This window comes from Lentzea miocenica, from assembly GCF_033949945.1.
GTDB classification, from domain to species: Bacteria; Actinomycetota; Actinomycetes; order Mycobacteriales; family Pseudonocardiaceae; genus Lentzea; species Lentzea miocenica.
This window is the reverse complement of record NZ_JAXAVW010000006.1, coordinates 38445-57291: the sequence shown is the minus strand read 5'-3', so window position 1 is coordinate 57291 and position 18847 is coordinate 38445. Positions and strand designations below refer to the sequence as shown.

Genomic DNA, 18847 nt, shown 5'->3' with positions numbered 1-18847 from the left:
ACGCCGCCGCCCTCCGTAGTGCTTTGGAGGCGTACGGGATGGGCACAGGTAGGCGCGGGTTCCTGCTGGGCACGGCGGGTGCTTTGGCCGCTGCCGGGACGGCTTCGGCTGCTCCTGGTCGCGTGACGTGGGTGCTGACGAACAACGTCGGGTACGAGGCCGCCGGCTCGAAGCGGGCGGTGATCGCCTGTTCGACGCCGGGCGTGCACCAGTTCTCGCTCGTGGAGCACGGCACAGGTGCCGTGGTGCATCGCGGCACCGCACGGTTCGCGGGCCCGGTGACGGACTGGAAGGCGAACCAGTTCCCCGCGGTGCCGTCGTTCTACTCGGTCGCGGACTTCTCGAAGTTCACACGTTCTGGTGAATTCGTGCTGTCGACGGACGGCGGGGTGTCCCGTCCGTTCGTGATCGAGCCGCTCGTTCTGGAGCGGCGGACGTTGCCGCACGTGGTGCGGTTCTTCAAGGACTCACGGTCGCTCGGCGAGTACGACCGTGTGGACCGGTCGCTGCCGTACGAGGGTGATCCTGCTCTGCGGGTGGACGCGCACGGCGGTTGGTACGACGCGGCGGCGGACTGGTCCAAACACTTCACACAGCTGTCGCGGTACTCGTTCTGCAACACGCTGCAGCTGCCGTTGACCGCGTACGTGTTGTGGGCGTCCTACGACGAGCTGACGCGGCGTGCGGTGCCGGACTTCGTGCACCTGCGCGAACTGCTGCACGACGAGGCGCTGTACGGAGCCGACTACCTGGTGCGGGTGCGGATGCCGGGTGGGTCGTTCTACGGGTCGGTGCGGCAGCCGCAGGAGGACGACATCGGCATCGACCCGTCGAAGCGGTTCCTGCGTCGCGGTCCGCTGAACTACCGCGAGGGCTGTGGTGTCGCGATCGCGGCTCTGGCCCGTGCGGCGCGGGGCACGGTCGACGGGGAGTTCCCGCGGTCGCGGTATCTGGCGGCGGCGGAGGCGGCGTTCTCGTTCTTGCAGGTCAACAACGTGCGGTTGACCAACGACGGCAAGGAGAACATCCAGGACGACTACAACGTGCTGCTCGCGGCCGTGGAGCTGTTCAAGGCGACGTCGAACGTCTCGTACCGGGCGGAGGCGGACAAGCGGGCCGCGGCCCTGGTCTCGCGGATCATGCCCAGGGGCCACTTCCGGGCGGACGACGGGGATCGGCCGTACTTCCACCCGTCGGACGCGGGCATGCCGGTCGTGGCGCTGCTGGCGTACTCGTCGATCGCGGGTTCCGACGTGCTCGCGGCGGTGCGGAAGTCCTTGGAGTTCGAGCTGTCGATCACCTCGGCGGTGCCGAACCCGTTCGGCTACGCGCGGCAGGCGGTGCAGACGGCGGCGGGCGACCGGTTCGACGGTTTCTTCTTCCCGCACGACGCGGCCGGCACGTGGTGGCAGGGCGAGAACGCCCGCCTGGCGTCTCTCGCGGCCGCGGCCCGGCTCGCGGCACCGCGGTTCGACGCGGCGTTCGCGGCCCGGTTGCGGTCGTACGCGGCGGATCAGCTGAACTGGATCGTGGGCTGCAACCCGTTCGACGTGTGCATGCTGGAGGGCAGCGGGCGGACGGCGCCGATCTACCTCGAGTATCCGGAGGGCTCGGAGGCCGGGTCGTGGCAGTGGATCCGGGCGGCGGGCGGGATCGTCAACGGGATCACCGGGCGTGCGGCGGACGGGCGTGGGATCGAGTGGGATCCGGGGGTGGCGTCGTCGGGCCCGAACACGGACTGGCGGTGGCTGGAGCAGTGGATCCCGCACTCGACGTGGTTCCTGTACGCGGTGGCCGCCGGATGACCGGGCACAGCTGATTTACCGCTGACCAACTGGAGCGCGGCACCGTCGGGGCGTGAGATTCGTTTCTGTCGCGGCGGTGGCCGCATTCGCACTGACCGGGCTGTCGTCCGGTGTCGCGCACGCCGAGTCGGCGCCGGGGTGTGGTCCGGTGACGCAGATCGGCAGGACCGCCTACATCGACGAGGGCGGTGGCCCGGTGGCGTCGGTGAAGCAGTTCAAGGGTTGTGGCAGGAACTGGGCGTATGTGTACGTGTGGGACTCGTACCACAACAAGGGCAACAGCTACTACGTCACGGCGACGATCCTCGCTCCCGGTTCGACGGGGCACGTGAAGGGCGCCAACCGGGACCGTGAGGTGTGGTCGAAGGGCACTGACACGTTGTCGGTGTGCACTCAGGCGCAGGGGCACATGGTGGACAACCCGGAGTACGCGTACTTCGCGAACACGGACAAGCGCTGCTGAAATTGTCTCCATGTGGAGGCCGGTGTTGATCGCGGTGGCGGTGGTTGTCACCATCGTCGCCGTGGTCTTCGCCTTTCAGCGCAAGCTGGTCTACTTCCCCTCCCCCGGTCCGCTGCCGTCCGCCGAGGAGGTCGTGCCCGGCGGGCGCGACGTCCGGCTGGTGACGGCGGACGGTCTGCTGCTCGACGGGTGGCACTTCGAGCTGCCGGACGCGCCCGCGACGGTGATCGTGTTCCCCGGCAACGGCGGCAACCGGCTGGGGCGGGTGCCGTTGGCGCGGGAGCTGATCTCGCGCGGGTTGTCGGTGCTGCTGTTCGACTACCGCGGCTACGGCGGCAACCCGGGCAAGCCCACCGAGGAGGGGCTGACCTTCGACGCGCGGGCGGCGCTGGACCTGATCGACGGGCCGGTGATCTACTTCGGCGAGTCGCTGGGTGCCGCCGTCGCGGTCGAACTGGCCACCTACCGCGCGCCGCTCGGGCTGGTGCTGCGGTCACCGTTCGTGTCGCTGGCGGCGGTCGGGTCGCACCACTATCCGTGGTTGCCGGTGAAGATGCTGTTGCAGGACAAGTATCCCCTGGTCGAACGGGTGTCCGGGGTGGACGTTCCGACGGTGGTGCTGCTCGGGACCGCGGACTCGGTGGTGCCGCCCGCGCAGAGCCGCGAGGTGGCGACGGCGGCGCGGGCGCGGTTGATCGAGATCTCCGGTGCCGATCACAACGACGACGTGTTGTTGTCGGGTCCGCAGGTGGTCGACGCGGTGCTGTCAGTGCGCTGACGGCGCGATCTCGCCGGAGCCGCGGCGCACGAGTGCGGCGGGGACGACGGCGTGCACGGGTGGTGAGGTGTCGCCGTCGATGCGGGCGAAGATGAGCTCGGCGGCTTTGCGGCCGATGCCGGGGACGTCCTGGCGCACGACGGTGATGCCGGGTTCGAGCATGTCGGCGAGCGGGAAGTCGTCGAAGCCGATGAGCGCGACGCGGTGGTGCAGGCCGCGGGCGCGCAGCACGCGCATGGAGCCGACGGTGACGAGGTTCTGGGCGGTGAACAGGGCGGTGGGCGGGCGGTCGAGGTCGAGCAGCGCGGTGGTGGCGGTCTCGGCGAGGTCGGCGCCGTGCAGGTCGGTGCGGACGAGTTCCTCGCGCAGGGTGAGCCCGGCCTGGGCGAGGCCTTCGAGGTAGCCGGTGTAGCGCTCCTGGCTGGTCCACAGGGTGCGGCGGTCGCCGAGGAACGCGATGTCGCGGTGCCCGAGTGCGGCGAGCTGCAGAACGGCTTCGCGGGAGCTGTCGCGGTTGGTGGTGGTGACGCAGTCGGTGCCGCCGAAGGTGGGTGGCCGGTCGACGAGCACCATCGGGGTGCCGCGTTCGCGTTCCTGCTGCAGCGCGTCCTGGTGGCCGCCGGCGGCCATGACGACGACGCCGTCGACGCGGCGGGCGGACAGCGAGATGAGCAGTTCGCCCTGCAGCGCGCGGTCGTCCTCGCTGCTGCCGGCGAGCACGAGGACGCCGCCCTGGCGGGCCCGGTCCTCGACGGCGCGCAGCAGGGCGGAGTCGAACGGGTTGGAGAGGTCCTCGAACAGCACGCCGATGGTGGCGCTGCGGCGGTCGGAGCGGCGCAGGCTGCTGGCGGTGAGGTTGGGGCGGTAACCGAGGGTGCGGGCGGCGGCGCGGACGCGGTCGACGACCTCCTGCCCGGCGCCGGGCAGTCCGTTGATGACGCGGGAGACGGTCTTGGTGCTGACCTTCGCCAGCGCCGCGACGTCGCGCATCGTGGGTTCGCGTCTTGCGCCTGCTTGATCCATGTCCGCCTGCCTCGGGTAACGCTTGCGTAACGGCCGCTTGTCGCGTCTTCTCCCGGAAAGCTAGCGTCAACGATGACGTAATGGAATCCCCGGTTCTCTCCCGCCTGGTTCGAACGGGCAGGGGCGACCAGGATCTTTAGCACTACTCGGCTTGAGTACCCGCGTAACCGCGCCCACTTCACCACGAGTTCCGACGCGCGGCCGGTTACGTCAACGTTGACGTAGGAGGAGTCATGTCGCGCAGAGCGTTCGGTCTGACGGCGGTGGCGTTGCTGGCGCTGACAGTGGCGGCGTGCGGGAACGGCGGTGGTGGTTCGTCGAGCGGCGCCACGCTGGTCGGCCTGGTCACGAAGACGGACACGAACCCGTTCTTCGTGAAGATGAAGGAGGGCGCGCAGCAGGCGGCCTCGTCGGCGGGCGCGACGGTGCAGTCGTTCGCGGGCAAGCAGGACGGCGACAACCAGTCGCAGGTGGACGCGATCGAGAACCTGATCGCCTCCGGCGCGAAGGGCATCCTGATCACGCCGAGCGACTCGAAGGCGATCGTGCCGTCGGTGGACAAGGCGCGGGCGGCGGGTCTGCTGGTGATCGCGCTGGACACGCAGCTGGAGCCGGCGAGCGCGGCGGACGCGACGTTCGCGACCGACAACTACAAGGCAGGGCTGCTGATCGGGCAGTGGGCGAAGGCGAAGTTCACCAAGGAGGGCAAGCAGGCCAAGATCGCGCTGCTGGACCTCAACCCGAACCAGGTGTCGGTGGACGTGCAGCGCGACCAGGGCTTCCTGGAGGGTTTCGGCGTCGACGTCAAGGACAAGAACCGCATCGGTGACGAGGCCGATCCGCGGATCGTGGGCCACGACGTGACCGACGGCGCGCCGGAGGGCGGCCGCACGGCGATGGAGAACCTGCTGCAGAAGGATCCCGGCATCAACCTCGTCTACACGATCAACGAACCGGCCGCGGCGGGCGCGTACGAGGCGTTGAAGGCGGCGGGCAAGGAGAAGGACGTCGTGATCGTCTCGGTCGACGGCGGCTGTCCCGGCGTGAACAACGTCAAGGCCGGGGTGATCGGTGCGACGTCGCAGCAGTACCCGCTGAAGATGGCGCAGCTGGGCGTGGAGGCGGTCACGAAGTTCGCGAAGGACGGCTCGAAGCCGCAGAACACCGACACGGGCGTCACGTTGATCACCGACCAGCCGGCTGACGGGGTCGAGTCGAAGGACTCGGCGTTCGGCCTGCAGAACTGCTGGGGCTGAGCGATGACAGCCGTGGTGGAGGAGCGGGACCGCTCGCTGCTGACCCGCGTGCAGCACGTGCTGCACGCGCAGGCCACGATCGGACCGGCGGTGGTGCTGCTGGCGTCGGTGATCGTGTTCGCGTTGCTGTCGGAACGGTTCCTGACGCCGGGCAACATCTCGCTGATCCTGCAGCAGGTCGCGGTGGTCGGGACGCTCGCGGTCGGGCAGACGATCGTGATCCTGACGGCCGGGATCGACCTGTCGTGCGGCGCGATCATGGTGCTGACGTCGATCGTGATGGCGAAGGTGGCGTCCGAGACTGGGCTGCCGGGGTTGCCGGCGCTGCTGCTGGGGTTCCTGGTGGGCACGTTGTGCGGCCTGCTCAACGGGCTGCTGGTGACGCGGCTGAAGCTGCCGCCGTTCATCGTCACGCTGGGCACGCTGAACGTGTTCTTCGCGCTGAACCTCTGGTATTCGGCCAGCGCCACGATCCGCGGCACGGACATGCCGTCGTTGCTGCTGTGGACCGGCCAGACCATCAACGTGGCCGGTACGCGCATCACCTACGGCTCGATCATGCTGGTGCTGCTGGTGGGCGCGATGGCGTTCGTGCTGAAGAACACCGCGTGGGGCCGCCACGTCTACTCCACGGGTGACGACCTCGAGGCGTCCCGCCTGTCGGGCATCCGGACCGCGCGGGTCCTGCTGTCGGTGTACGCCATGGCGGGGCTGATCTACGCGGTGGCGGCGTGGACGTTGATCGGCCGCATCGCCTCCGCGAGCCCGCAGGCGGGCCAGACCGACAACCTGGACTCGATCACCGCGGTGGTGATCGGCGGTACGTCGTTGTTCGGCGGCCGCGGCGCGGTGGTGGGCTCGCTGATCGGCGCGTTGATCGTCGGGGTGTTCCGCAACGGCCTGGCGCTGGCGGGTGTGGACGTGTTGTGGCAGACGATGGCGGTGGGTGTGCTGATCATCGTCGCGGTGTCGCTGGATCAGTGGATCAGGAAGGTGAAGGCATGACCACGCCGGTGGTGCAGGCCCGCGGCCTGGTCAAGCGGTACGGGAAGGTGACCGCGCTCGCGGGGTCGGACCTGGAGTTGCTGCCCGGCGAGATCCTCGCGGTGATCGGCGACAACGGCGCGGGCAAGTCGTCGCTGATCAAGGCCCTGTCCGGGGCGGTCATCCCGGACGAGGGCGAGATCTTCGTCGACGGTCAGCAGGTGTCGTTCTCGACGCCGATCGACGCGCGGGAGGCCGGCATCGAGACCGTGCACCAGTCGCTGGCCGTGGCGCCGTCGCTCGACATCGCCGCGAACCTGTTCCTGGGCCGCGAACGACGCCGTCCCGGCGTGCTGGGCTCGGTGTTCCGGATGCTCGACCGCAACGGCATGCGCGAGGAGGCCCGCCGCCAGCTCGACGCGCTGGGCATCATGACCATCCAGAACCCCGGCCAGGCGGTGGAGACCCTCTCCGGCGGCCAGCGCCAGGCGGTGGCGGTGGCGCGGGCGGCGGCGTTCGGCAGCCGGGTCGTGATCATGGACGAGCCGACCGCCGCCCTGGGCGTGCGGGAGTCGCGCGCGGTGCTGGACCTGATCCTGCAGGTGCGCGACCGCGGGCTGCCGGTGATCCTGATCAGCCACAACATGCCGCACGTGTTCGAGGTGGCCGACCGCATCCACATCCAGCGGCTCGGGCGCCGCAAGGCGGTGGTGGACCCGAAGTCCGTGTCGATGTCGGACGCGGTGGCGATCATGACCGGCGCGATGGAACCACCACCGGATTCGACATCGGATTCGACCTCGGAACCGACCGCGGATCAGGCGCCGGACTAGGCCGCGACTAGGCCGTGCCGAAGGGGTTGTCGATCACGTACCGCCACCGGCCGTCCGCGCCTCTGCGCGCGACGTCGGTGGCGGTGCCGGTCACGTCGCCGATGGTCCAGTCGACGATGAGCAGCGCGATGCCGTCGTGCTCGTAGACGTGCCGGGGCTTGACGTCGATGGGCAGGCCGAGGTCGAGAAACCGCTGGTTGGCGGCCTGCCGGGCGGCTCCGGTGACGGTCTGGCCGGGTTCGGGGACGAACAGGCCGCCGGGTTCGTAGACGGCCTCGACGGCGTGGGTGTCTTTGGCGTTGAACGCTTCGGCGAACGCGTGGGCCACACTGGACGGGTGCATGCCGACAGCGTCGCCCGCGCCGAAGTGGGTCACCAAACGGTGACCTGGGACCGTCCGACAGCGGACTGCCCGGTGGAGGTGGCGCTGGCGGCGATCAGCGGCCGGTGGGCGACGCTGGTGTTGCGCGACCTGATGGACGGGCCGCGGTCGTTCTCGGCGCTGCGGGCCGGTTTGCCGTCGTTGAGCGCGAAGGTGTTGACGGAGCGGCTGGACTCGTTGGTGGCGCAGGGTGTGGTGTCGTGCTCCCGCTCCCCCGGCTTCCCGGTGCGAACGTCGTATGCGTTGACGTCGAAGGGGTTGTTGCTGCGGCCGTTGCTGGTCGAGCTGTACCGGACGGGTGAGGCGCTACTGAGCGAGCTCGCGGATCACTGACTCCAGCGGCGCGATGACGTTGCGAGACAGCAGCAGTTCTTCCGAGACGAGCACCCTGTCGCGCTGGAGCCGCCGCCAGAACTGTCCCTCGACGGGGATCTGCAGGACGTCGAGGGAGAAGACCAGCTGGCGCCCCAGTTCCTCCTGGAGCTCGGTGACCACCTCGTGCAGCGAGGCCGAGAAGGTCCTGCGGACCTCGTCCCTGATGTATGTGGACTGCAGTGACCGCGGGTCGCTCCATCGCGTATAGGCGGCGCGCAGGTGGTTGGGAACACCGACCGGCTCGTGGCTGGACCCAGTGGCGCACTCGAGCCACCAGCGGTCCCAGCCCTGTGCGAGCCCCGGCACCTCGACGCCGGTCAGGCGCGGGACCGGCGGTGCCAGGCGCGGAATCGAGTCCGCCATCGGTGTGCTGATGCCCAGTGCGTCACGGACGAACAGGGGAAACGTGCCGCCGTCGCCGCTCGAGATCACCCACGTGGAATCCTCCGTGAAGTTCATGCTCCACGGTAGCCCGCTCACAACGGCACGGCGTCCAGCGCTTTGTAGATGCGTTTGTCGCTGACCGTGTACCGCGTCCCGATGGTCTGCGCGAAGTACGACAGCCGCAGTTCCTCGATCATCCACCGGATCTCGTCGAGCTCGGGCGCGGGTTCGTCGGCCGGTGTCTGCGCGCGCAGCTCCCGGTACTCGGCGTGGACCTGGTGCACCTTGGCGGTCCAGTCGAGGTCGCGGCGCGGGTTCTCCGGCAGCTTCTCGATGCGCCGCGAGATGCCCTTGAGGTACCGCACGAGGTCCGGCAGCCGGTCGTAGCCGGTGCGGGTGACGAATCCCTTGTACACCAGCGAGTTGAGCTGGGCGCGGATGTCGGCGACCGAGTCCGGGGCGCCTTTCAGGGCGGTCAGTTTCAGCTCGGCCTCGTGGGCGGCTTCGAGGACTTTGCGGACTTCCTGGACGACGACCCAGGTGGTGTCGTTGAGCGCGGCCTGGACCTTCTTCAGTTGTGCCGCGTAGGACTTGGCGTCCCAGGCGGGGTCGCCCATGAGCCGGTCGACGGCGGCCATGATGCAGTCGGCGAGCAGGGCCGCGACGCCGCCGTGCGGGTTGCGGGTGAGGGCGAGTTTGGCGGCGTTGTCGAGGTGGCGTTGCAGGTGTTTGACCGGGGAGTTGATGCCCAGGAGCAACAGTCTGCGCACGCCGCGGCGGTGGGCGTGGGCCTGGCGGCCGGGGGTGTCGAGGACCTTGATCGCGACGGCCGAGCTCTGGTCGACGAGTGAGGGGTAGGCGGTGACGGTGATGCCGGACTGCCGTTGCTCGATGGTGCGGGGCAGGGCGTCGAAGTCCCAGGTGGTGAGGCCGGTTCGTTCGAGGTGGCCGGCGGCCTGGCTCAGCGACTCGCGGACCTCGTCGCGCAGCTTCTCCTTGAGCGCGGCGATGTCCTTGCCCTCGGCGAGGGTGCGGTTCTGCTCGTCGACGACCTGGAAGGTGAGCTTGAGGTGGTCGGGGACGGCGTCGAACTGCCAGTCCTCGCGCTGCACGGTGACGCCGGTGAGCGCCCGGAGCTCGCGTTCGACACCGGTCAGCAGGCTGGTGTCCTTGGGGTCGATGCGGGCGAGGACGGCGGTGGCGACGTCGGGGACGGGCACGAAGTTGCGGCGGATCTGCTTGGGCAGCGACCGGATCAGCGCGACGACGAGTTCGTGGCGCAGGCCGGGGATCTGCCAGGAGAACGCGTCGTCGTCCAGGCTGGTGAGCGCCGGCAGCGGCAGTTGGACGGTGATGCCGTCGTTCTTGGTGCCGGGTTCGAAGTGGTAGCTCAGCGGCAGCGTGAGCTCGCCCTGGCGCCACTGGTCGGGGTAGGCCTCGGGACTGACGTCGGCGCGGTCGTTGACCAGCATCTCCTTGGTGAAGGTCAGGAGGTTCTTGTCCTTCTGCTTCTTCCACCAGGAGTCGAAGTGCCGCGCGGAGACGACCTCGGCGGCGACCCGCTTGTCGTAGAACTCGTACAGCGTTTCCTCGTCGACGACGATGTCGCGCCGCCGTGCCCGGTTCTCCAGCTCGCCGACCTCTTCGAGCATCGCGCGGTTGGTGTGGAAGAACCGGTGGTGGGTGGTCCACTCCCCCTGCACGAGCGCGTGGCGGATGAACAGCTCGCGGCTCAGCTCGGGGTCGATGCGGCCGTAGCTGACCTTGCGGCCGGCGACGATCGGCACGCCGTAGAGCGTGACCTTCTCCAGGGCGACGACGGAGCCGCGTTTGGTCTCCCAGTGCGGTTCGGAGTACTGGCGTTTGACGACGTGCTCACCGAGGCGTTCCGCCCATTCGGGTTCGATCTTGGCGACGATGCGGCCCCACAGGCGGCTGGTCTCGACGAGTTCGGCGGCCATCACCCACTGCGGTGGCTTCTTCGCGAGCGCGGAGCCGGGGAAGATCGCGAACTTGGTGTTGCGGGCGCCGAGGAACTCCGTCATGGGGCGGCGTTTGTCGCCCGGTGCCTGCTTTTTGAGGACGTCCTTGACGCCGATGTGGGACAGCAGGCCGGACAGCAGCGCGATGTGGATGTTGCCGGGGTCGCCGGGCTGCTCGTTGAGGTGCATGCCGATCTGCTTGGCGACCTGCCGCAGCTGCAGGTAGATGTCCTGCCATTCGCGCACGCGCAGGTAGTTGAGGAACTCGGCCTTGCAGCGCTTGCGGAACTGGTTGCCGCTCAGTTCCTTCTGCTGTTCCTTCAGGTACTGCCACAGGTTGAGGAACGTGACGAAGTCGGATTCCTTGTCGACGAACCGGGCGTGCTGCTGGGTGGCGGCTTCCTGCTGGTCGGCGGGGCGTTCGCGGGGGTCCTGGATGGACAGTGCCGCGGCGATGATCATGACCTCTTTGAGGCAGCCGGTGGTGTCGGCTTCGAGCACCATGCGGCCCAGGCGCGGGTCGACGGGCAGCGCGGCGAGTTTGCGGCCGGTCGCGGTGAGCTTCTTCTCGGCCGCGTTGATGGCGCCGAGCTCTTGGAGCAGGCCGATGCCGTCGTTGATGTTGCGCGAGTCCGGCGGGTCGATGAACGGGAACGCCGCGACGTCGCCCAGGCCGATGTTGGTCATCTGCAGGATGACGCTGGCGAGGTTGGTGCGCAGGATCTCCGCGTCGGTGAACTCCGGGCGGGCCTCGAAGTCCTCTTCGGAGTACAGGCGGATGCAGATGCCCTCGCTGACGCGGCCGCAGCGGCCCTTGCGCTGGTTCGCGCTGGCCTGGCTGATGGGCTCGATCGGCAGGCGCTGGACCTTGAGGCGGTGGCTGTAGCGGGAGATGCGGGCGTTGCCGGGGTCGATGACGTACTTGATGCCCGGCACGGTGAGGCTGGTCTCGGCGACGTTGGTGGCGAGCACGACCCGCCGGCCCGTGTGGCGCTGGAAGACCCGATGCTGCTCGCCGACGCTCAGCCGCGCGTAGAGCGGGAGGATCTCGGTGTTGCGGAGGTCCTCTTGTTTGAGGGCGTCGGCGGTGTCGCGGATCTCGCGTTCACCGGACAGGAACACCAGCACGTCGCCGGGGCCTTCGGCCTGCAGCTCGTGGACGGCGTTGATGATGCCCTGGGTCTGGTCGTCGTCCTCTTCCAGCGGCCGGTAGCGGGTCTCGACGGGGTAGGTGCGGCCGGAGACCTCGATGATCGGGGCGTTCTCGAAGTGCTGGCTGAACCGCTGCGGGTCGATCGTGGCCGAGGTGATCACGATCTTGAGGTCGGGGCGGCGCGGCAGGAGTTGTTTGAGGTAGCCGAGCAGGAAGTCGACGTTGAGGCTGCGTTCGTGGGCCTCGTCGATGATGATCGTGTCGTAGCGCGACAGCGTACGGTCGGTCTGGATCTCGGCGAGCAGGATGCCGTCGGTCATGAGCTTGACCAGGGTGTCGTCGCCGGACTGGTCGGTGAACCGGACCTTGTAGCCGACGGCGTCGCCCAGCTTGGTGTTCAGCTCCTCGGCGACGCGTTCGGCGACGGTGCGCGCGGCGATCCGGCGCGGCTGGGTGTGCCCGATCTGGCCGATGACGCCGCGGCCCAGCTCCAGGCAGATCTTGGGCAGCTGGGTGGTCTTGCCGGACCCGGTCTCGCCGGCGACGATCACGACCTGGTTGTTCGCGATCAGCTCTTTGATGTCGTCCTTGTGCTGGCTGACCGGCAGTTCGGCCGGGTAGGTGATCTTGGGAACGGACTCCCGGCGCACCTCGACCTTGAGGGCGGCCTCGTCGATCTCGGAGGCGATCTCCTCGGTGATCTTCTTGCGGGCGAGCGGGTCCTTGACCCTGCGTACGCCGTCGAGGCGCCTGGCGAGCCGGCGTTGATCACGCGGCATGAGCTCGGGCAGGCGTTTGTGCAGTTCAGCGAGCGGGGTGTCCATTTGGGCTCAAGGATAGTCAGGACGTTCAAATCGTTCGCGCCAATATCGGCCGGCCCCGTCACCTCCGCCGCCGGAGCAGGCCATGGCGGCTGGACGGTGCGTGCCTCGGCGTTCGCCGGTATCGCACTGTGGATTGCGTGCTCGCGTGTTGTTGTCCCGTGAATTGTGCGTGCTCGCCCGATCGGCGCACTCCGGAAATTGTCAGACCCCTCCGATAGCGTTGCGGGTATGGACCTCGACGTCTTCTGGGACCTGCTCGACGAGTCGGCTCGCGTTACCTCTGACCAGCAGGAACGCCGCGTGTGGCTGACCTCTCGGCTTGCCGCGCTGCTGCCGGGCGACATTGTTGGTTTCGAGGTGTTGTTAAGTGCGACTCGTGGTCGGGTGAACACGTTCTCACACTGGCACGCGGCTTATGTTCTGTGTGATGGGTTGTGTTCGGCGGAGCAATTCTTCGCGTTCCAGTCGTGGCTGATCGGGCTGGGGCGCGGGGTGCTGGGGGCGGTGGCGGGCTGTCCGGACGAGTTGGCGGAGGTGCCGGCGGTGCGGACGTTGCTGGCGGTCGGGGCGGAGTCGTGGCCGGACGCGGCGTGGCCGGTGTGGGAGGGGCTGGAGCGGGTGGCGCGGGAGGCGTTCTTCGCCGCCACCGGGCGGTCGCTGGCGAACGCGCTGGCGGTGCTGGGGTGTGTGCCGGTGACGGACGCGGGGCCGTTCTCGGGTGCGGTGTGGGATCTCGACTCGCCGTTGGAGGCCGCGGTGCGGTTGCCGCGGTTGTGGGAGCTGGCTCAGGGGTTCGAGGAGGCCGCCTGAGCTGCGCCGGAAGCCGGGCTTCGAAAATTGTCAGACCCTCTCGCTAGCGTGCTTCACATGGACCTGAACGCGTTCTGGGCCCTGGTCGAGAGGTCCGCTGTGGAGACCTCCGGCCAGGACGAGCGGCTGGAGTGGCTGACCGCCGCGCTGGCCGGCGAGCAAGCCCTGGAGTTCGCGCTGCGCCTGGACGAGGTGCGGCGGCGGGTGGACACGTGGGCGCACTGGCAGGCGGCCGACGTGATCTGCGGTGGGCTGTGCTCGGACGACGGGTTCTTCTACTTCCAGGCGTGGCTGGTCGGTCAGGGCCGGGAGGTGTTCGAGTCGGTGGTCGGGTCTCCGGACGCGTTGGCGGATCTGCCGCACGTGCGGGTGCTGGCGTCGCGTGGTGGCGTGCACGCGTGGGCCGATGCGGACTGGCCGGACTGGGAGGGCCTCGACTACGTGGCGGCCGAGGCGTTCGGCGGTGAGCTGGAGCCGGTGCTGGCGCAGCGCGGATGTGAGCTGCTCGCGTCGCCGGATCCGGCGGGTGAGCAGTGGGATTTCGCGGATCCGGCGGAGATCGCGGCGCGGGTTCCGCGGTTGGGCGCGTTGTTCGGGAAGGTGGCGTGATGGACGTCGAAGTGGATGTCCCAGTGGTGGATGTCCCAGTGGTGGATGTCCCAGTGGTGGATGTCCCAGTGGTGGATGTCCCAGTGGTGGATGTCCCAGTGGTGGATGTCCCAGTGGTGGATGTCCCAGTGGTGGATGTCCCAGTCGTGGATGTTCCCGTAGTGGATGTTCCTGGGGATGTGCCGGTGGACGTGGTGGTGTGGCGGGCTCCTGGCCCGGCGTCGTTCGCGGAGGCGGCGGCGCGGTACGCGGAGTTGCGGTCCTCGCCGCTGGGCGCGTTCGACACGGCGGTGGCGGCGTTCGTGCGCGAGTTGCGGCAGACGTCACCGGATCCGTCGTCGTCGGTGTCGTGGAACGAGGCGCTGACGGTGGGCACGGACGCGGTGATCGTGCACGTGGTGTGGCCGGGTCAGCGGCAGGTGCTGGATCTGGTGGCGTTGCTGGCCTCGCGGCACGGCCTGGTGTGTTACGAGCCGGCGCGCCAGGTGGCGATGTCCTGACGCAGCGCCGTCTTGGTGTCCTCGGGTGCGAAGGAGGCGTCGACGGCGTTGGTGGCGATCGCGGTGATGGTGTCGTCGTCGAAGCCGAGCACGTCGCGCAGCACCTGGTACTCGCCGGTGAGCGTGGTGCCGGTCGAGGACGGGATGTCGGTGCTGAGCGTGACGGTCAGCCCGGCGTCGATCAGCAGTGGCAACGGATGAGAGGAGAGTGAGTCGACCAGTCCCAACGCGACGTTGGACGACGGACACGCTTCGAGCGGAATGGCGCGGTCCCGCAGCAGCGCGACGACCTCCGGGTCTTCGAGTGCGCGGAACCCGTGGCCGATCCGGTCGGCGAGCCCGACGGTCACGGCTTCGGCGACACTCGGTGCCGCGCAGCACTCCCCGGCGTGGTGCACGAGCCCGATCCCGGCTTCTCGCGCGGCACGGAACACAGCGGCGAACGGCGTCAGCGGGTAGTCCTCCGCTCCCGCCATCCCGATCGCCACGACCTGTGGGTGCATTGTCGCGAGCCGAAGCGAGGCCTCGAAGCGCTCGACCGACCTCTTCCTGGGGTGGTCCACGATCACACGGCATTCGATGCCGTGGGCGGTCTGTCCTGCGGCGAGCCCGGACAACACCGCCTCGAGCGGCATGTCCGGATCTCCGAGCCGTTCTCCGTGCGCTGCAGCGGTGAACGTGACCTCGGCGTAGCGGGTCCCCTGCGCTGCTTCCTCGGCGCAGAACTCGTACGCGATCCGGTGGAAGTCCTCGGCTCGCCGCAGGCAGTCCCGCACTGCCCCGTTGTGGGCGGCGAACTGCGTGAAGTCGTCGAACGACCCGGTGCGCGCCTGCACGTCGACACCGTGGTGGTCGGCGAGTTCGGTGAGGGTGTCCGCTCGCACGGTGCTTTCCAGGTGCACGTGCAGGTGGGCTTTGGGCAACGTCACAAGATCGCGCATGTGGCGCGACGCTACCCAGGCCCGCCCGCGTGCGCCTGGCAATTTCCCGCGCGCTGCCGCGCTACCGGGCGAGGAACCGCACGGCGCTGTCCATCTCGAACTCGGGCACGTCGTGGTGTCCGCCGGGGTTGGCGTGCAGGGTCTTCTGGCGTGTCCCGAAGGCGTCGAACAACGCCAGTCCGGCGTCGCGGGCGATCAGCTGGTCGTCCCACTGCAGCAGGAACCGCAGCGGGACGGTCACCTGTGCCGCGGCGTTCACGAGGGTGCCGGACGCGCCGACGAGTCCGAACACGGCCGCGCGGATGCGGGGTTCGGCGGCGACGAGCGGGATGCCGATGGCGCTGCCCATCGACATGCCCCAGAACCCGGTGCCGTCGCCGCTGATCTCGGGAAGGCCGAGCAGTGCGTCCAGCACGGACCGCCACTCCGGGACCGCTCGCGCGGCCATCAGGGCGTTGTACTCGGACAGGAGCGCGGCGACGTCCTGGCCCGCGGCGATGCCGGACCGGATGTCGGTGATGAACTGATCGTCCTGCGCTGATCGGGGCCGGTCGCCGTGGCCTGGCGAGTCGAGGGTGACGACCGCGAGACCGGCCGCGACGCAACGTGAGGCGTGCTGCACCGAGCGGGGGGCTCGTTTGTGCTGGCCGCCGCCGTGTGCGCCGAGCACGAGTCGTGACGGGCTGCCGGTGCCGGCCGGGGTCCAGAGGATGCCGGGAACGCCGTCGTGGACGAACTCGCGTTCGGTGGCGCCGTCGGACGTGGATTCGGAGAGGAAGCGCATGGTCGTTCGCCTTTCGGGATGCGTGGAGCGCTCCCGTGGCGACGCGCGTCGAACGCGTCAGGCCGTACGTGTGGAGGAGCGCCCACCTGGGTTCACCGCGTTGATGGGACTCACCTCCTCCGGTCGATCGCGTGCGGGGACCCTATCAAGCGGTGATCCCTTCCGTCGCAGGAATTGGCGGCGACAGGCGGTGGGTGGCGCTACTAGGTTTCGGTGTCATGTCTGATGTTGTGCGGACGCGCCACGGCGCGACGGTCCTGATGTGCGCGCCGGACGGGCCGCCGATCACCGACGAGCAGTCCGCTGTGGATCTGATCGGCACGTTGTGGGGGCAGGACGTGCAGTGGCTGGTGTTGCCGGCCCAGCGGTTGACCGAGGACTTCTTCGTGCTGCGCACGCGGGTGGCGGGCGCGGTGGTGCAGAAGTTCCAGCAGTACGGGTTCCGTGTGGTGGTGGTCGGGGACATCGCCGGGTACGTCGAGGCCAGCACCGCGTTGCGCGACTTCGTCTACGAGTCGAACAAGGGCCGGCAGCTGTGGTTCGTCGCCGATGAGGCGGAGCTGGACGCGCGGCTGAGTGCGGCCGCCTGATGGACGTCCTGCGTTCGTTGTCGAGCTACGCGGGTCCGCGCCGGTCGCCGCACGAGGTGTTGCGGCGGTTGACCGAGTGGATGACGCCGGAGGTCGGGCCGGAGGATCCGGTGCGGCTGCTGGAGGAACGGGTCGCGGGCCTGCTGGGCAAGCAACGCGCGTTGTTCTTCCCGTCGGGGACGATGGCGCAGCAGAGCGCGCTGCGGGTGCACGCCGAGCGGACGGGCCGGCACGCGTTCGCGGGGCATCCGCAGACGCATCTGCACGTGTGGGAGAACCAGGGCTACAGCGCGGTGCACGGCTTGAGGTTCCATCCGGCCGGTGACCGCCACGCGCTGCTCACCCTCGACGACCTGAAGTCCGTCGGCGAACCGCTGGCGGCGGTGGTGATCGAACTGCCGCAGCGGGACATCGGCGGCCGGTTGCCCGCGTTCGAGGACCTTCAGGCGCAGACCCGGTGGGCTCGTGAGCAGGGTGCGGCGGCGCATTGTGACGGTGCGCGGCTCTGGGAGGCGCAGACCGGGTACGACGCGTCGCTCGCGGAGATCGCGGGCCTGTTCGACACCGTGTACGTGTCGCTCTACAAAGGACTCGAAGGCGCGCGGGGTGCGGTGCTGGCCGGTGACGCGGAGACGATCGAGCATGCCGCGGTGTGGCGGCGCAGGCTGGGCGGGGCGATCGTGGACGCGTGGCCGCTGGCGGCGATCGCGTTGATGGGCATGGACGAGAACCTGCCGAGGATGCGCGAGTTCCGGGCCCACGCGCGGGCGTTGGCGAAGGCGATCAACGACGACGGGTTCGCGCACACCACGCCGGAGGTGCCGGCCACTCCCCTGTTCCACGTCCACCTGCCGATGTCCAAGCAGGACGCCGAGCAGGCCGCGCGGAAGCTCGTGGAGGACACGGGGATCAAGCTGTTCCTGTACGCGCGGTCCAATCCTGATCCGCGCCGGTGCGCGTTCGAGGTGAGCGTGGGGATCAGCGGGCTGGACTTCGCGCCGCGGGAGGTCGCGGAGTTGATCAGAGGACTACCATCGCGGGTGTGAGCCTGCCCGAACCCGTCCAGCACGCGCTGGTCCGGGTCTCGCACTCGGTGCTGATCGACGTCGACGCGCTCGCGAGGGTGCGCGAGCGGTTCGACGACGAGCAGGCGGCCTCGCTGAGCCACTACCTGCGCAGTGCGCAGTCGCCGAACACGGTGCGGGCGTACCGGTCGGACTGGATCGCGTGGGCGGGCTGGTGCCAGGCGGAGGGACGGCAGGCGTTGCCGGCGGATCCCCTCGATGTGGCGGTCTATCTGGCGGCCGCGGCGGACACCGTCAAGCCGGACGGGTCGCCGGCGTTCGGGGCGTCGACGCTGGAACGCAAGTCGGCGGCGATCTCGGCGGTGCACGCGGCGAACGGGTTGCCGAGCCCGACGCGCAGTGATGTCGTGCGGCTGACGTTGCGAGGTATTCGCCGTAGCCGCAAGGCGCAGCCCAGGCGCAAACGGCCCGTACTGCTCGACACGCTGGAAGCGCTGCTGAACGAACGACCGCAGGACGGTCCGGCGCGCGCGAGGGACGCACTGCTGTTGTTGGTGGGGTTCGCCGGCGCGTTGCGCCGAAGCGAGCTGGCGCGGATCGAGTTCGAGGACGTCAGCGTGGACGTGGATCCGCGCACGCACGAGCCGTTGCTGCTGATCCGGCTGGGAACGACGAAGACGGACCAGACGGGCAAGCACCAGCAGTCGGTGGTGCTGCCGCGCGGGAGCCGCCGGCCGACGTGCCCGGTGTGCGCGTTCGCGGACTGGACGGACGTGCTGGACGGCCGGGAGATCGCCGAGACCGGTCTGCACCGCTGCCACGGCTACGAGATGACCCGCCGGACGGGCGCGGTGTTCCCGGTGGTGAACCGGCACGGCGGCATCGGGACCAAGGCGATGTCGGGGCGTGCGGTGGCGGAGCTGGTGAAGCGGTACGCGCTCAAGGCGGGGCTGGATCCGGCGTTGTTCGGCGGGCATTCGCTGCGGGCGGGGTTCGCGACGCAGGCGGCGCTGGGCGGGGCGAGCGACCGGGAGATCATGCGGCAGGGCCGGTGGACGAATCCGCGGACGGTGCACCGCTACATCCGGACCGCGAACCCGCTCGAGGACAACGCCGTGACCCGCCTGGGCCTGTGATCTTGTGACCCAGGTCTCAGCGCGGGCGGTTAACTCTAAACAAGATCCCCGCCGGTAGGGCTGCACCAAACGGTGCAGCGGGCTAGGCCGTCGGCACGGTCGAACCCGGAAGTTTCCGTTGTGTTTCCACAGTGGTTGAGCTGCTCTTTTGTTCCACCATTCGGACAAATTCCGATCTCCTGACCAGGCAAGCAGCTCGATTCGTGAAGC

The 18847-nt window shown here is 69.2% G+C and carries 20 protein-coding genes; 14 read left to right on the top strand and 6 right to left on the bottom strand.

Features of this window, described 5'->3' with window-relative positions; translation table 11 throughout:
- Positions 1–38 precede the first annotated feature (38 nt).
- From SK803_RS08960 to SK803_RS08950, 3 genes are read left to right on the top strand one after another with little or no spacing between them, the layout of a single operon-like run.
- A complete protein-coding gene (locus SK803_RS08960; RefSeq protein ID WP_319965350.1) occupies positions 39–1805 on the top strand; it encodes a glycoside hydrolase family 9 protein in 1767 nt (588 codons plus the stop codon).
- 52 nt (positions 1806–1857) lie between these two features.
- On the top strand, positions 1858–2268 hold the full coding sequence (locus SK803_RS08955; protein ID WP_319965349.1) for a hypothetical protein: 411 nt from the start codon (positions 1858–1860) through the stop codon (positions 2266–2268).
- A gap of 10 nt (positions 2269–2278) precedes the next feature.
- Positions 2279–3046 carry an alpha/beta hydrolase gene (locus SK803_RS08950; RefSeq protein WP_319965348.1) on the top strand — a complete coding sequence of 256 codons (768 nt, stop codon included), beginning with the start codon at positions 2279–2281 and terminating at the stop codon, positions 3044–3046.
- Here SK803_RS08950 and SK803_RS08945 read toward each other — a convergent pair.
- A complete protein-coding gene (locus SK803_RS08945) occupies positions 3035–4069 on the bottom strand; it encodes a LacI family DNA-binding transcriptional regulator (RefSeq protein WP_319965347.1) in 1035 nt (344 codons plus the stop codon). The genes SK803_RS08950 and SK803_RS08945 overlap by 12 nt on opposite strands.
- A 233-nt stretch (positions 4070–4302) precedes the next feature.
- Between SK803_RS08945 and SK803_RS08940 the strand changes: the two genes are divergently transcribed.
- From SK803_RS08940 to SK803_RS08930, 3 genes are read left to right on the top strand one after another with little or no spacing between them, the layout of a single operon-like run.
- Positions 4303–5325 carry a sugar ABC transporter substrate-binding protein gene (locus tag SK803_RS08940; RefSeq protein ID WP_319965346.1) on the top strand — a complete coding sequence of 341 codons (1023 nt, stop codon included), beginning with the start codon at positions 4303–4305 and terminating at the stop codon, positions 5323–5325.
- A 3-nt stretch (positions 5326–5328) separates the two neighbouring features.
- Complete coding sequence (locus tag SK803_RS08935) at positions 5329–6330, top strand: ABC transporter permease (protein WP_319965345.1); 1002 nt, start codon at positions 5329–5331, stop codon at positions 6328–6330.
- A complete protein-coding gene (locus SK803_RS08930) occupies positions 6327–7142 on the top strand; it encodes an ATP-binding cassette domain-containing protein (RefSeq protein ID WP_319965344.1) in 816 nt (271 codons plus the stop codon). The genes SK803_RS08935 and SK803_RS08930 overlap by 4 nt, the downstream gene beginning before the upstream one ends.
- 7 nt (positions 7143–7149) lie before the next feature.
- Here SK803_RS08930 and SK803_RS08925 read toward each other — a convergent pair whose 3' ends face one another.
- Positions 7150–7485: a YybH family protein gene (locus SK803_RS08925; RefSeq protein WP_319965343.1), complete on the bottom strand. Its 336-nt coding sequence runs from the start codon at positions 7483–7485 to the stop codon at positions 7150–7152.
- Here SK803_RS08925 and SK803_RS08920 point away from each other — a divergent pair.
- Positions 7480–7857, top strand: coding sequence for a winged helix-turn-helix transcriptional regulator (locus SK803_RS08920; RefSeq protein WP_319965342.1), 378 nt, complete (start codon positions 7480–7482; stop codon positions 7855–7857). The genes SK803_RS08925 and SK803_RS08920 overlap by 6 nt on opposite strands.
- On the opposite strand, the gene SK803_RS08915 is transcribed toward SK803_RS08920, so the two are convergent.
- A complete protein-coding gene (locus SK803_RS08915) occupies positions 7831–8358 on the bottom strand; it encodes a hypothetical protein (RefSeq protein ID WP_319965341.1) in 528 nt (175 codons plus the stop codon). The two genes, SK803_RS08920 and SK803_RS08915, sit on opposite strands and share 27 nt — an antisense overlap.
- Before the next feature lie 17 nt (positions 8359–8375).
- Positions 8376–12242, bottom strand: a complete 3867-nt coding sequence (hrpA, locus tag SK803_RS08910) for an ATP-dependent RNA helicase HrpA (protein WP_319965340.1) — start codon at positions 12240–12242, stop codon at positions 8376–8378.
- A gap of 228 nt (positions 12243–12470) precedes the next feature.
- Between hrpA and SK803_RS08905 the strand changes: the two genes are divergently transcribed.
- Genes SK803_RS08905 through SK803_RS08890 form a run of 4 tightly spaced genes read left to right on the top strand, consistent with a single transcriptional unit; the run spans position 12471 to position 14161 of the window.
- Entirely contained in the window at positions 12471–13052 is a 582-nt protein-coding gene (locus tag SK803_RS08905; protein WP_319965339.1) for a DUF4240 domain-containing protein, read from the top strand.
- A 57-nt stretch (positions 13053–13109) separates the two neighbouring features.
- Positions 13110–13661, top strand: a complete 552-nt coding sequence (locus tag SK803_RS08900) for a DUF4240 domain-containing protein (RefSeq protein ID WP_319965338.1) — start codon at positions 13110–13112, stop codon at positions 13659–13661.
- Between the two features lie 15 nt (positions 13662–13676).
- Positions 13677–13823 carry a hypothetical protein gene (locus tag SK803_RS08895; RefSeq protein ID WP_319965337.1) on the top strand — a complete coding sequence of 49 codons (147 nt, stop codon included), beginning with the start codon at positions 13677–13679 and terminating at the stop codon, positions 13821–13823.
- A 23-nt stretch (positions 13824–13846) separates the two neighbouring features.
- Positions 13847–14161: a hypothetical protein gene (locus SK803_RS08890; protein WP_319965336.1), complete on the top strand. Its 315-nt coding sequence runs from the start codon at positions 13847–13849 to the stop codon at positions 14159–14161.
- On the opposite strand, the gene add is transcribed toward SK803_RS08890, so the two are convergent.
- Together add and SK803_RS08880 are read right to left on the bottom strand one after the other, a co-directional pair.
- Positions 14128–15102, bottom strand: a complete 975-nt coding sequence (gene add, locus SK803_RS08885) for an adenosine deaminase (protein ID WP_319965335.1) — start codon at positions 15100–15102, stop codon at positions 14128–14130. The two genes, SK803_RS08890 and add, sit on opposite strands and share 34 nt — an antisense overlap.
- Positions 15103–15163: 61 nt before the next feature.
- Entirely contained in the window at positions 15164–15886 is a 723-nt protein-coding gene (locus SK803_RS08880; protein ID WP_319965334.1) for an alpha/beta hydrolase, read from the bottom strand.
- Between the two features lie 218 nt (positions 15887–16104).
- On the opposite strand from SK803_RS08880, the gene SK803_RS08875 reads away from it, so the two are divergent.
- From SK803_RS08875 to SK803_RS08865, 3 genes are read left to right on the top strand one after another with little or no spacing between them, the layout of a single operon-like run.
- Positions 16105–16476, top strand: coding sequence for a DUF4180 domain-containing protein (locus SK803_RS08875; protein ID WP_319965333.1), 372 nt, complete (start codon positions 16105–16107; stop codon positions 16474–16476).
- A complete protein-coding gene (locus SK803_RS08870; protein WP_319965332.1) occupies positions 16476–17522 on the top strand; it encodes a threonine aldolase family protein in 1047 nt (348 codons plus the stop codon). Before SK803_RS08875 ends, SK803_RS08870 begins: the two co-directional genes overlap by 1 nt.
- On the top strand, positions 17519–18637 hold the full coding sequence (locus SK803_RS08865; RefSeq protein ID WP_319965331.1) for a site-specific integrase: 1119 nt from the start codon (positions 17519–17521) through the stop codon (positions 18635–18637). The genes SK803_RS08870 and SK803_RS08865 overlap by 4 nt, the downstream gene beginning before the upstream one ends.
- Positions 18638–18847: the final 210 nt, after the last annotated feature.